Source organism: Vibrio aerogenes (genome assembly GCF_024346755.1).
Classification (GTDB): Bacteria; Pseudomonadota; Gammaproteobacteria; order Enterobacterales; family Vibrionaceae; genus Vibrio; species Vibrio aerogenes.
Genome location: NZ_AP024862.1, coordinates 1 through 13,578, shown reverse-complemented (window position 1 = coordinate 13,578; position 13,578 = coordinate 1). Strand labels below are relative to the sequence as shown.

10 protein-coding genes are annotated in these 13,578 nt (G+C 43.2%); all 10 read right to left on the bottom strand.

What is annotated here, in order from left to right:
* Positions 1-154: 154 nt before the first annotated feature.
* The gene (locus OCV29_RS17700) at positions 155-2,608 is read right to left on the bottom strand and encodes a glycogen/starch/alpha-glucan phosphorylase (RefSeq protein ID WP_073602353.1); all 2,454 of its coding nucleotides are present in this window, start codon (positions 2,606-2,608) and stop codon (positions 155-157) included.
* A 395-nt stretch (positions 2,609-3,003) separates the two neighbouring features.
* Entirely contained in the window at positions 3,004-3,870 is an 867-nt protein-coding gene (gene cyoE, locus OCV29_RS17695) for a heme o synthase (RefSeq protein ID WP_073602352.1), read from the bottom strand.
* A gap of 13 nt (positions 3,871-3,883) precedes the next feature.
* The gene (gene cyoD, locus OCV29_RS17690; RefSeq protein ID WP_073602351.1) at positions 3,884-4,198 is read right to left on the bottom strand and encodes a cytochrome o ubiquinol oxidase subunit IV; all 315 of its coding nucleotides are present in this window, start codon (positions 4,196-4,198) and stop codon (positions 3,884-3,886) included.
* Positions 4,198-4,800 carry a cytochrome o ubiquinol oxidase subunit III gene (cyoC, locus tag OCV29_RS17685; RefSeq protein WP_073602350.1) on the bottom strand — a complete coding sequence of 201 codons (603 nt, stop codon included), beginning with the start codon at positions 4,798-4,800 and terminating at the stop codon, positions 4,198-4,200. The genes cyoD and cyoC overlap by 1 nt, the downstream gene beginning before the upstream one ends.
* Positions 4,790-6,814: a cytochrome o ubiquinol oxidase subunit I gene (gene cyoB, locus OCV29_RS17680; protein WP_073602349.1), complete on the bottom strand. Its 2,025-nt coding sequence runs from the start codon at positions 6,812-6,814 to the stop codon at positions 4,790-4,792. The genes cyoC and cyoB overlap by 11 nt, the downstream gene beginning before the upstream one ends.
* A 2-nt stretch (positions 6,815-6,816) precedes the next feature.
* Entirely contained in the window at positions 6,817-7,818 is a 1,002-nt protein-coding gene (gene cyoA, locus OCV29_RS17675) for a ubiquinol oxidase subunit II (RefSeq protein WP_084193220.1), read from the bottom strand.
* Positions 7,819-8,401: 583 nt separating this feature from the next.
* On the bottom strand, positions 8,402-9,121 hold the full coding sequence (locus tag OCV29_RS17670; protein WP_073602348.1) for a YebC/PmpR family DNA-binding transcriptional regulator: 720 nt from the start codon (positions 9,119-9,121) through the stop codon (positions 8,402-8,404).
* Between the two features lie 88 nt (positions 9,122-9,209).
* On the bottom strand, positions 9,210-9,419 hold the full coding sequence (locus OCV29_RS17665; RefSeq protein ID WP_073602347.1) for a DUF3283 family protein: 210 nt from the start codon (positions 9,417-9,419) through the stop codon (positions 9,210-9,212).
* A gap of 157 nt (positions 9,420-9,576) precedes the next feature.
* Positions 9,577-9,777, bottom strand: a complete 201-nt coding sequence (locus OCV29_RS17660) for a PA3496 family putative envelope integrity protein (protein WP_073579466.1) — start codon at positions 9,775-9,777, stop codon at positions 9,577-9,579.
* A gap of 379 nt (positions 9,778-10,156) precedes the next feature.
* Positions 10,157-12,133 carry a replication initiator protein RctB domain-containing protein gene (locus OCV29_RS17655; protein WP_073602346.1) on the bottom strand — a complete coding sequence of 659 codons (1,977 nt, stop codon included), beginning with the start codon at positions 12,131-12,133 and terminating at the stop codon, positions 10,157-10,159.
* Positions 12,134-13,578: the final 1,445 nt, after the last annotated feature.

The window sequence follows — 13,578 nt, the reverse complement described above, 5'->3', positions numbered from 1 at the left end:
GGATGAAAATGCCCGCATAAGCGGGCATACGCATTGGTTTTAGTCTATAAGACAACAATCTCACATAGAGTGATTTGACTTAAAATTCTGAATTTTAATCTATATCTGACCCTATCAACGTGTTGCAGGGTCTGTCGACCTCTGGCATCAGTCGTTAACGTTTGACCTGTTTGAGCTTCCAGATATTATCAACATAATCCCGGATACTGCGATCAGAGCTGAATTTACCCACCAGCGCAGTGTTTAAAATCGCTTTTTTTGCCCAGCCGGTCTGATCCCGGTACTGTTGATCAACTTTGGACTGTGCCTCAACATAAGAAGCAAAATCCGCCAGTACCAGATAAGGATCCCCGCCATCAAGCAAACTCTCATAAATCGTTCTGAGTTTACCGGGATGTCCGGGAGTAAATGTATCGCCTAATAACAGGTCCAGAGAAGCTTTCAGTAAAGGATCCGCATTGTAATAGTCATACGGGTTGTAACCGCTGGCTTTTAATTTCTCGACATCATCCACTTCCAGACCAAAGATATAAATGTTCTCATCGCCGACTTCTTCACGAATTTCAACGTTTGCACCATCCATCGTTCCGATCGTTAATGCGCCGTTCAGGGCCATTTTCATATTACCGGTACCGGATGCTTCCTTCCCGGCAGTCGAGATCTGTTCAGACACATCTGTCGCCGGAATAATGATTTCAGCCATGCTGACGCGGTAATCAGGAATAAAGACAATTTTGAGTTTTTCATTCACCTTTGGATCATGATTGATCTTTTCTGCAATCATATTAATGGCATAAATGATCTCTTTGGCCAGATAATAACCCGGCGCTGCTTTCGCTGCGAAAATAAAGACTCTCGGTGCCATCTCAAACTGCGGGTTTTCCGTTAAGCGGTAATACAGAGATAAAATGTGCAGTAGATTCAGATGCTGACGTTTATACTCATGTAACCGTTTGATTTGAACATCAAAGATCGCATCGGTATTCAGCTCAATATCTAAATGTTCTTTAACCCACTCAGCTAAACGCACCTTATTCGCTTTTTTGACAGCCATAAATTCATGCTGAAAATCGCTGTCATCAGCCAGCGCTTTCAACGCTGACAATTCGTCTAACGCGACAGGCCATGAATCGCCGATTTTAGAAGTAATCAGGTCAGATAAATCCGGATTACAATACTGCAGCCAGCGCCGTGGCGTAATCCCATTGGTCACATTGAGTAACCGGTCCGGATACAGTTCATGAAATTCAGGGAACAGATCTCTTTTGACCAGTTCAGAATGCATTGCAGCAACACCGTTCACAGCATAAGAACCGACCACACACAGATTCGCCATCCGGACCATCCGGTGAAACCCTTCCTGAATAATCGACAATTTTTGCTGCTTGGTCACATCTCCCGGCCATTGTGTCCGGACTTCCTGTAAGAAGCGGTGGTTAATATCGTAGATGATTTCCATATGGCGGGGTAACAGCCGCAGAATCAGGGCTTCATCCCATGTTTCCAGCGCCTCCGGCAGTAAAGTGTGATTCGTATAGGCAAATGTCTGGCTGCTGATCTTCCAGGCTTCACTCCAGTTCATCCCTTTCTCATCAAGCAAAATGCGCATGAGTTCGGGAATCGCAATAGCCGGATGGGTATCGTTGAGCTGAATCGTTTCAAATTTTGGTAAATCTTCAATCGCATGACCGGCTAATTCATGTCGGCGAATAATATCCCTGATCGATGCGGCGCTATGAAAATACTGCTGCATCAAACGCAGGGTTTTGCCTTTTTCATGGTTGTCATTTGGATAGAGAACCTTAGTAATGTTGCCGGCATCAATCAGTGCATGCTGTGCTTCAAAATAGTTGCCGTTATTAAAACTTTCGAGTGAGAATGGTGCAATGGCCTGACATTCCCATAAACGAAGCGGATAAACGGTATTACTCTTGTAGCCGACCACCGGAATATCCCATGGCATCCCTTTCACGGTCATACCGGGAATCCAGCGTCGCACTTCTCTGCCATTCACCTGCTCGGTCTTTACATGTCCGTAAAAACCAATCTCCTGTGCCAGCTCGGGCCTTGCGACTTCCCATGGATAACCTTCCACACCGCACCAGGCATCCGGCGCTTCCTGCTGGTGGCCCTCTGAAAATGATTGTTTAAACAGCCCGTATTCATAATGCAGACCATACCCAACCGCAGGAAACTCCTGCGCAGCCAGAGAGTCCATAAAGCAGGCAGCCAGCCGGCCAAGGCCACCATTTCCGAGCGATGGGTCCCGCTCCTCCTCCAGCAAATCAGACAAGTCTTGCCCGAGTTCACTCATGGCCTCACGTATCATCTCAATAATGCCCATGTTGAGCAGGTTATTCCCCGTCAGTCGTCCAATCAAAAACTCAAGCGACAGGTAATTCACACTCTTGGCCTGAAGAATGTGCTCATCCTGCTCGGTTTCCAGCAAATCAAGCGTCGTGAGTTCAGACAATGCACGTGACATAGCAAGATACCAGGAACGCTTTGTCGCATGTTCCTGAGTTGTGGCATATGTGGATGTCAGGTGACGCTTCACATTGTCCAGAAATAACTGTTTATCAAATGATTTTTGCAATACAGGTTTCATCGTAAAACCTCACTGATAGATGAGCGGTTTGTTTATCCAGAATAGCTTCCCAAGTAATAACCTTAGTCAGTAATTCGGATTCCTAGCGGTTTTCTCCTTTATCAAGTCAGCAAAAAAGTGACGAACATCACAAAAAATTTGATACGACTTCTGTTTTATACCAATCTGGAAAATTAACTGATCATCTGAATGTGTCTGGTGGAGCAAACCTATAAGGGCATGAATACCCATGTGTAAACCTTTTTTTATAAACAAAAAGGGGGATGGCTTGAGCGGTTTGTGGAATCAGACAGACCCGGATCAGAAATGACTTCGTTTGGTATGCTTATTTCCTCAAAACATAAAAAACCCCTGAAGCAAAATACTCCAGGGGTTTTAAGAACAATGAGATGCGGTCAGAGACTCAGCGGTATCAGTTCAACACCTAAAACAGTACTTAAACTCATCACAACGACCAATGACATTTTAAATACCTGACGGGACCAACCTTCATAATTGTCGCTGTCCATTTTCCGGAATGTTACCCGGGTCCACATGAAACAAACAACAGCAGCAACAACCAGATACTCATAACCCGTATTTCCGGCCAGATACAGCCCCAGTGCAACGGCATTAAATGCAGCAACGTAAGCCATCATATGCTGTCGTGCTTTTTTAATCCCCGAAACAACCGGAAGTACCGGAATACCAGCCTGACGGTAATCCTGCATCCTGAACATGGCAATCGCATATGAGTGCGGCATTTGCCATAAACAAAATAATGCAAAAAGCAGCAGGGATTCCGGACTGATGTAGTTGGTCACAGCCAGATAGCCAGCCAACGGGGGAACTGCCCCTGAAATACTGCCGACTAAGGTGCCGTAAACAGAAGTCCGCTTGTACCACATCGTGTAGAAAAATACATAAAAAATGTATCCGAGCAGTACAATCACTGTCGTCAGCGGATTCGTCTGAAGGTACAACAATGCCGTGCCGGATATCAGCAAAATAATCGCAAAAATGAATGCATGGTCAATATTAATCTCACCGCGTACCAGTAAACGCTCCCGCGTCCGGGACATCTTCCGGTCGATATCACGGTCAAAAATGTTGTTGATCACACATCCCGAAGCGATCACTAAAGCGACACCCGACATTGCATACAGCAGAAGCAAAGGTGTAGCAGCTTCTGTTTTTGCAGCGAGGAAAAACCCCGCTGCTGTAGAGATCAGATTGCCAATAATGATTCCGGGTTTCGTAATTGACAGATAACCTTTGATCATATCAACCAACCTGTTACATCATCATGTTGACATTGAGGTTCCACATAATCCACAGCGACCCCCCAATCACGATTAAAACGACAATGGCCGAAAATATCAGTGAGATAAAGTTCCATCGCCCTTCATCAGTTTTCAGCTCCATATGCAGAAAATAAACAAAGTGCACAATGACCTGAACAATGGCACAGCCGAACAGAATCGCGTAGGTTGTATGAGCAGGTAAACTCTGTGTCCCTGCATAATAAAACGGAATCGCGGTCAAGATCAGAGAAGCAATAAAGCCTATGATGTAACCCTTTGCTCCGCTTTCTGTATGTTGATTACTCATCACATCACCCCGACTAAGTAGACAAATGTAAAGACACAAATCCATACGATATCCAGGAAGTGCCAGAACAAACTCAGACAACCAAAGCGCGTTTCCATCACTTCAGTCAATCCTTTCTTATTCAGTTGCCACAGGCAAACAACCAGCCAAATCAGACCAGAAGTCACGTGGATACCGTGTGTGCCGACCAGCGTAAAGAATGCAGAAAGGAACGCACTTTTGTCCGGACCGTGCCCCATCGAAATCAGGTGATGGAACTCATAGATTTCCATCGCAATAAAACCCAGCCCGAAAAGGAAAGTAATCACCAGCCACAGCTTCATACTGCCGAGCTGCTTCCGCTTCATCGCAATCATACCGAAACCGAAAGTGATACTACTCAATAGCAGTAACATGGTTTCAACAAACACAAACGGGAGTTCGAAAATATCTTTACCAGTCGGACCACCCGCTGTTCCCATTTCAAGAACAGCGTATGTCGCAAACAAACTGGCGAACAAGATACAGTCACTCATCAGGTAAATCCAAAATCCGAACAGCTTATTGCTGCCGGTATCATGGTGGTGATCATGCCCATGATCGACCGCAGAATTAGCGTGCATAGTTCACCTCCACATCGTCTTTCTTCTCTGATGATTTTGCCGCTTCCCGTAACTGAGCACGGTGAGCGTCTTCAATCGCTTTAATTTCATCAACCTGAACATAATAGTCGACGTCATCGTTAAAGCTGTGCCGGATGGTTGTTGCAATCACACCAACAAGGCCAATTGCAGCCAGCCACCAGATGTACCAAATCATGGCAAAACCAAATACCAGAGCGAAGGCAGAAACGTACATACCTGTCGGCGTATTTTTCGGCATATGAATCGGTTCATATTCCACTTCTTTGTCCGGTGAATGCTCACCACGCTGCTTCTGATACCAGAATGCATCAATTTCATCGCCTTTCGGCAGAACAGCAAAGTTATAGAATGGCGGTGGTGAAGAGGTTGCCCACTCCAGCGTCCGTGCATCCCACGGGTCACCGGTCAGATCACGGTTCTGTTCACGATCACGGATACTGACGTAAATCTGAATGAACTGACACACCACACCCAGCGCAACAATGGCTGTGCCGAAAGCGGCAATCGCCAGGAACGGGAAGTATTCCGGATTGATATCCTGACTTAAACGACGAGTCATGCCCATAAAGCCAAGCGCATACAGTGGCAGGAAGGCCAGAATAAACCCAATCAGCCAGCACCAGAATGCACGTTTACCCCAGGCTTCATTCATCATAAAGCCGGTTGCTTTCGGGAACCAGTAAGTAATTGCAGCAAAGCAGCCAAAAACAACCCCACCAATAATCACATTGTGGAAGTGCGCAACCAGGAAGACGCTGTTATGAAAGACAAAGTCAGCACCAGGAACAGCCATCAGCACCCCGGTCATCCCACCGATTGAGAACGAGATCAGGAACCCGATCGTCCACATCATGGGAGTCGTAAACTGAATCCGGCCTTTGTACATCGTGAACAGCCAGTTGAAGATTTTAACCCCGGTCGGTATCGAAATAACCATCGTCGCGATTCCGAAGAAAGCGTTCACATTCGCACCAGCGCCCATGGTAAAGAAGTGATGCAGCCAGACGACAAACGCCAGAATCGTAATCACAACAGTCGCCCAGACCAGCGATGTATAGCCAAACAGTTTTTTCCGGGAGAACGTTGCCGTGACTTCGGAGAAAACCCCGAATACCGGCAGAACCAGAATGTAAACTTCAGGATGCCCCCACGCCCAGATAAGGTTGATATACATCATCATGTTACCGCCCATATCATTGGTGAAGAAGTGGAATCCTAAATAACGATCCAGTGTCAGCAGCGCAATCGTCACGGTCAGAATCGGGAATGAAATGATGATCAAAATATTTGAACACAGCGAAGCCCAGGTAAAGACCGGCATTTTCATCATCGGCATATCCGGCGTCCGCATCCGCAGAATCGTGACGAAGAAGTTAACACCACTCAGTGTCGTCCCGACACCGGATATCTGCAACGCCCATATCCAGTAATCCACCCCGACCCCCGGGCTTGCATCAATCCCGGACAGAGGCGGATAAGCCAGCCAGCCGGTCCGGCCAAATTCACCCAGCCCAAGTGACATGTTGGTCAGAACCACCCCAACAATAAACAGCCAGAAACTCAGGTTGTTCAGGTAAGGAAACGCAACATCCCGTGCACCAATCTGCAATGGAATAATAATATTCATCAGACCGATGACCAGCGGCATCGCCACAAAGAAAATCATGATCACACCGTGAGCGGTGAAGATCTGATCATAGTGATGCGGGGGTAAATAACCGGCTTCTCCCGCAGCAGACAACGCCTGCTGGCTCCGCATCATCACCGCATCGGCAAAACCACGCAAAAGCATGACCATAGCAACAGCGATGTACATAAAACCAAGTTTTTTATGATCTACAGACGTAAACCATTCATTCCAAAGATATTGCCATTTGCCCAGGCGCGTCACCCAGGCAACAACAGCCAGACCAACCACTGCTATCACGGACAGGGTGATCATAATAATCGGCTCATGATATGGAATAGATTCCAGTGTTAATCTTCCGAACATAATTATTCCCCGTGAGCAGCCATTTGATGGCCTGCTTTCTGATCTGAATGATTCATTTCATGATTCATCTGCTGGTGCGACTGATGTTCATGGCCATGTTGATGTTTCGTCTCATCTCCTGATGATGGCATATCCATCATGTCTGACATCATTCCACCCGGGTGTTGCATCACAATCTGATGGAACAGATTATCAGGCACACTGGAGTAATACGTCACAGGGTCATCAATACTTGGCTGTGCCAGTTCACGGTAATCAGCAAAATCTTTCATCGTATTCGGTGCAGATTTAACCTTCTCTATCCAGGAATCAAAACTCTGCTGATCAGGTAGTGCTGTTGCTATGAATTTCATGTGAGAAAAGCCATCACCACTATAACTGGCAGCAAAACCTTTATAATCACCGGCCTGATTTGCCACCAAATGGAGGCGTGTCACCATTCCTGGCATCGAATAGAGCTGACTTCCCAAACGTGGAATAAAAAAGGAGTTCATCAGGTTGTCTGAAGTAAGGACAAACTTCACCGGAACATCTTTGGGAAATGCAACATAGTTGATTGTCGCCACATCATGATCCGGATAGATAAATAACCATTTCCAGTCCATCGAAACCACTTCAATTGTCAGTGTTTCATTGTCACTGACAAGTGGATTCGAAGGCTCCAGATGATGTGTGGAACGCCAGGTTATCGTCGCCAGAATGGCAATGATAATAATCGGGATGATCCAGACTACGAGCTCAATCTTAGTGGAATGAGACCATTCTGGCGCATATTCTTCATCTGTATTACCAGCCCGGTACTTGTAAGCAAAATAGATGGTCATCAGTATCACAGGGATAACAACGATTAACATCAGGAGCAAAGCTGTAATAATCAGCTCTTTTACCTGAACACCTACCTCGCCTTTCGGATCCAGCAATGCAAATTTACATCCTGAGAGCATAAGCGTTACCAAAAGTAACCCGGTTCTCTGAATGATGCTTTTGTATCGTGAGGCTTCCATTGACTTTTACTTTCTCTTTTTGGCAGTGTCTTTATCACTCTGATCAACGCAAATCAGAAGCAATAAGATCACTACAGTTGGTTTTAATAAAAAGTATTATGTTGAGTTTTGTAACAAGCAAACTTTATAAATCAAACTTAGGTTGAGTTTTTCAAAAACGTGAAGTTTACAACTTTACAGTCAAAAATTCCCAAACTTATTGTCATATAAAGAAACGCTTAGTTACATTCAGTGCATTATCTTAACAATCACACTATGGTGCGCTATAGTAAATTGCAATCTTAAGTTACGCAAACTAAAGAGAAAAGAATATGAAAGTACTATTTGTGAGTTTTATCAACACAACTTCGTGTAATAGAAGTGTTTTTTATATATATCCTTACTGTTAATAAGTTTTTTGTTTATTTTTTTTTTTTATAACATTTGAGCTTTCTCACGAATTTGTCATAAGGTATTGATCTTTCATCCTTCAGACAACGTAGTACACTTTTTAAACGGAATATTAAAACCTGAACGGAATAAAAAAACGGTAGGCCCGTGGACTACCGTTTTACACTGAATAAATATTGATCAAAATCTGAAATTATGCGATCTCAGCATTATGATAAACCTGCTGAACATCATCACTCTCATCCAGTAAATCGAGAAACTTCTGGAATTTTTCCGCATCTTCTCCGGCAATTTCTGTATGTGTCTGAGGCACAAATGTAATCTCTTCAACATCGACTGTTAGATCGGGGAACGATTCAGCCAGCGCTGTTTTTGCCTTAAAAAACTCTGTATTTGGCGCGAAGACTGTAATCACACCATCTTCAAGCTCAATGTCAGTGACATCAACATCAGACATCATTAACGCTTCCAGTACCGCTTCTTCGTCATCTCCCCGGAACTGGAATACAGCCTGATGATCAAACATATGAGCGACAGTTCCCGGACTGCCGATTTTCGCACCGGTTTTGACAAAACACTGACGAACATCCTGATAAGTACGGTTTCCGTTGTCAGTCAGGCAGTCAACGATCACGCTGACGCCACCCGGTCCAAATCCTTCGTAACGCGCAGGCGCATAATCTTCACCACCGCCACCGGATGCTTTATCAAGCGCTTTATCAATCACGTGAGAAGGCACCTGATCTTTCTTGGCCTTGGAGATCAAATGTTTCAGTGAAAGATTTGTATCCGGATCTGCGCCACCATTTTTGGCACAAACATATATCTCTTTACCATACTTGGAATAGACTTTAATCTTGGCGCCTTGTGTCTTCGCCATGGAAGCCTTGCGCACTTCAAAACTTCTTCCCATCGGGATGTTCTCTCTCAATCAATAGAATGCGACGAATTGTAGAAAAAACACAGAACCATTTCAATTTCTGCAAAAAATATGGGATAGATTACATAACACCCATCACTCTTTTGTATTTCTCTACACATTGCTCAAACCAGGTCTGTTCATCTGCTGAGCGAATCGAACTGATATATTTGGTTAATTCTTCAGGGCCAGCTTTGCCCTGCTTCAATTTCCAAACCAGAAAAGCAGCCTGTTTATCCAGCTCAATCCGGTTTTTTTCTTCAGCAGCAAGTTCAGCAAGATTAAAAGACATAGGTTTACCTGCACTCAGTAAAACAAAGCAGGAAATATATCACAGGGGAGGAAAAATCAAGAAAGGAAATATCCTTTTTGTATGCCGGAGCAATCTCAGGACCGCGGGCCCGGTATATATTGCTGAAGGGTAGTTCCTCCACCCTTCAGCACATTGATTAATGAAGAAGACCTAATTCTTTTGCTTCTTCGATCGTTAAGCCACTTTCTCTTATCTCTTTCATCGCTTCAATCCGCCGACGGGCTTCCGCCGATTTAAGAGTATTTTTTTGTGGTTTAGCCGATTCAACTTCATCCATGAAGTCCCACTTGCTTGTCATATTTGCCATTTCATCATGGTCAATTGAATTGATAGACATAAACACCTCCGAACAAACCATGCAAGGGACATGTATTCTATATCGAAGAGAAAAACGCTTGTTAAGCAAAAAGATCCCAGAGTGTGATTATGTTTGAAATTCCGGATAAATTTAGATGACGAAAATCGCATTTTTTGCGCCGGAGCACATCTGGAGCGGCTTGCCAGAATTGTCCCGGATCAACGTTCAGATAACGCAAAACAAAAAAAAGCGAGCTCGGGAAGCTCGCAAATAGCTAGGTATGAATTTTTATTGCATTTTTGTGGCATAGTTCAGCCAAAGACATTGTTATTTATAACGAATATCCTGCGAGACAAACAGTAATAGTTATTCAGATCCGCTCTGTCAGTTCCCTGTAAAAACAATGCAAATATACGCCCTAAACATCAATTGCAATATCATCTAAAACTTTCAGGACCTCTTCATCTATCTGCCCTTCCCCGATTTGTTTGCAAACTTTTCTTCTTACAGCCAGCCCGGAGATCAACTTTTCAATTGACAGATGTTTCTCTGCATTGCCGGCATTAAACTGTTCAACTGTTTTGCTTAACACTTCATACGGAATAGCTTCCTGCCCCGCTCTTAACCAGTCAAGCTTCTCTATCAGCTCCTCACACTCCTGACGAAGTTGTGAGGGGGAATGTCCGGTCATCGCCGATAAAGCCAGAATACTGCGTTCCAGGGCCTCTGGTGAGGTGTATTTGGACAGAGTGATCGTAATCTCATCGGCATTGATCTCAACCAAGTGTTTCCTTAATTTGACGCGTCGTCCAAGATTGCCTCGTGGTGATGGTGATTTTCTTTTGATTGGTTCAAATTCTCCATCAATGATGGAAGACAACTCATCCAGTTTTTGTTTGGAAACCAATTCATGCCGGAGCGGGTTTGGTAATGTAGGAGCCATGTTCCTTTTTCCGGCATTCGTCGTTCTGGCTCTGGAGTAGCGCAGAACTTCTTCAACATCACACCGGATATCCACTTCGTAATCGGTGATCTTATCTTTCGTACAAATTCCTGTTACAGACAGATGGTAGCCCCACAGATTGACCTCGAATGAATTTTCATCATGGTGTACTTCGGCCAGACGTTTCAGTTCCCGGATCAAGTCCATTGAAAAACGCCGCCACTCAATATTTCTGGCAAGTTTCTGATTCAGTTCTGAGAGTAATGTGGACTCGTGGTGTCTTCGGGACATCCGGCTGCGAAAGTAAGAATAGAGCTGAAATACCAGTGTATGCTGTCGCAGAATTTCAGGAGGAAAGAGGAAAAAATAATCGCGGGTCAATAGCTCTTCATAGAATGACGGCTCCCAGACCAGAATATACAGATTAGGCTTAATCTTGATTTCCCCGCCAGCACCTTCAACAGGCGCTTCCTCAGAAGCTGTAATCGTCCGGGCCAGAAAACGAAAACGATCACTTTTAAATCCTTCCGGCATATTTTCACTTAACCAGCGCCCCGTTAACTCGTGTAACTGAAAATCAGTGAATTCAATACGATCAATACTGTCACGGATCGAATCTCTGGCAGGGCCGCTGTCTTTCTTCCCTCTGAGTGAAAGGATATCCGTAATATACAGTGGCGTTTTATTTGGGATTTGCTTCGCATTCAGGTGATATTCTTCTTTGTGATAGTCGTGATACTGCACAGTGAGTGTGAATAAAGCAAATAACGTCATCAGATCATCAACTGTCATAATATTTTTTGACGATCTTGTCTCTATTACGGCTTTGGTGCCTGAAATGGAAACCATTGATTTTTGGTAATTTTTTCTGGTCCTTGGCGGCGCTAATGCTTGATCAATAATCCCAGCCCAGTTGGTTGGAGAAACAACAAACTGCTCCGATTCATCTTTGATCGTAGGTGGCGTGTTTAAACCATGCTCATGTAATAGCCGCTGATTCACCTGAGTCTGTGCCAGTGCTTTCGAACGCTTCTGCCTTTCTGATTGTTTGACTGATTCAGTGACTAAACTGGTAACACCGAGTGTAGAGATGAGCTGGTTGGGATTGACAAACCGGTGAAGCATTGTTTTTCCAGCCAGTCCTTCTTCAAATCTGACAGGAATTTGTGCAAAAAGACCAATATTGACTGCAGCTCTTAATCGTTGCTGGATTGCTGCTCTGGTGAGCTGTCCGTCTGTGGCATCAATTAATTCTGTTGTTGAAACCAATCCATCCTGACTGCTTAACCCCTTCAGAGAAACTAAATTCAATAGTTCAACAATGCTTTTCGTCACCCCTTTAAAATGCTGATACTGTTCAATCCAGTCAATTGATGACTCAGATACTTCGAACAAATGCCCATCTTTATGATTTCTGGGAGACTTAATCAATATTTTTTCAGCTGAGCTCATATTTGGTTAGAATCACATAATCTGTAAAATAATCATTGTTCCGAGAATAATGAAAAATTATCTATAAATAAAGAGAAAGTTTTTATTTTATTTTTTTGTGATCAATATGCTTAATTTTGATCTTTAATGATTAAATGATCTAATGATCCGGGTAAGAAAGTAACCCTAAATATATGGTATAAAAGAACTTTTTTTTATTCATCTTGAAAGCATGATCATGAACCCTTCGGACCCATGATCATTGAATACCTGAAAACATGATCATCAAAGCACTGAAAGATGATCATCTGTGTTTCAGAACAATGATCAATGATAATCCGGAAAGATGATCAAGTTGTTGCTTTGTTCTCATGTTTTTAGTCTTGGTTATATTCAGACAAACGAATTCATTTTTTATCTTTCTTTCTTCTCAGACGAAAGCATGATCATGGATATGAGTCCTTGATTGGCATATTTTCGGGATACGGGCAGAAAGTAAGCGACATTTGGCACTGTAAATTGTAATTTTTTAATTAACCGCTCGCATCGTAAGCATGATCAAGGTGTTGAAACAGTATTTGAATTCATTTTTTCAATTTTCTATTTTGGTTTTTATATCGGTTGATTCTTGATAGAGCCCGGTTGAAAAGACATGAGCCGTATATCTGTGTAAAAAACATATGCTTCCGGCTTGCCATTCATCTTGATCATTGTTCCGATCTTTATCGTCTGTTTTTTTTGACCAGAATACCTTGGATTTCGAACTATATTGCCTTGATCATTGTTCCTGAGTCGTCTTTTTGCCCGGAAGCATGATCATAAGAACTTCTTGATCATGTTTCCAAAAGCATGATCACCATTCATTATTGTTTCTTGAATGAATGATTTGATTGTATGGTATCAACACAAGTTTTTCTGCGTGAAATGCTATGGATGTATTGCGTGAGGTCCCGAAGGGCAAGATTGATGGGCTCCTGCTCTGCGTTACTGATTTTCAACGTAGAATCACTATGTTTGCTCTCTGTTCTTATAAAGAAGGCATATCTTGCTCAGAAACCCCTCAATTCTTGCTAAGCGATTTCTTGATGATTTGTTTGTCTGAAGAAAGCTGTGGATTTATTTTTTATTTTCAATTTGTTAAATGATGCATCATATTAAAGTTGAATGAGCACTCTCCGTAACTTTGTCGTGATCTTTAATCGTTCCGGTTTATTTTTATAATTTACATTGTAAATTGTGACGCGGTAACACTTTATTTTTATATGCTTACCTTAGTGTTAGTTATCCATAATTTTTTATCAGTTTTCATCATCAAGATCGACTTTATAATAAGAATTACATTTTATTGGCCAAAAATTAACACTTTAATGTGATAATTATATTGAATTGGCTGTTCACCTTTTTGTTGATTTTTATTATATTTGGTGTACATTTACTTTCAGGTTATTCATTATGGAAAATTGGCG

Bases quoted from the DNA above. Each gene is read 5' to 3' on its own strand.
- OCV29_RS17660 (WP_073579466.1), bottom strand. From the start codon at position 9,777: ATGTCTATCAATTCAATTGACCATGATGAAATGGCAAATATGACAAGC.
- OCV29_RS17670 (WP_073602348.1), bottom strand. From the start codon at position 9,121: ATGGGAAGAAGTTTTGAAGTGCGCAAGGCTTCCATGGCGAAGACACAA.
- cyoA (WP_084193220.1), bottom strand. From the start codon at position 7,818: ATGGAAGCCTCACGATACAAAAGCATCATTCAGAGAACCGGGTTACTT.
- OCV29_RS17665 (WP_073602347.1), bottom strand. From the start codon at position 9,419: ATGTCTTTTAATCTTGCTGAACTTGCTGCTGAAGAAAAAAACCGGATT.
- cyoC (WP_073602350.1), bottom strand. From the start codon at position 4,800: ATGCACGCTAATTCTGCGGTCGATCATGGGCATGATCACCACCATGAT.
- cyoB (WP_073602349.1), bottom strand. From the start codon at position 6,814: ATGTTCGGAAGATTAACACTGGAATCTATTCCATATCATGAGCCGATT.
- cyoE (WP_073602352.1), bottom strand. From the start codon at position 3,870: ATGATCAAAGGTTATCTGTCAATTACGAAACCCGGAATCATTATTGGC.
- OCV29_RS17700 (WP_073602353.1), bottom strand. From the start codon at position 2,608: ATGAAACCTGTATTGCAAAAATCATTTGATAAACAGTTATTTCTGGAC.
- cyoD (WP_073602351.1), bottom strand. From the start codon at position 4,198: ATGAGTAATCAACATACAGAAAGCGGAGCAAAGGGTTACATCATAGGC.
- OCV29_RS17655 (WP_073602346.1), bottom strand. From the start codon at position 12,133: ATGAGCTCAGCTGAAAAAATATTGATTAAGTCTCCCAGAAATCATAAA.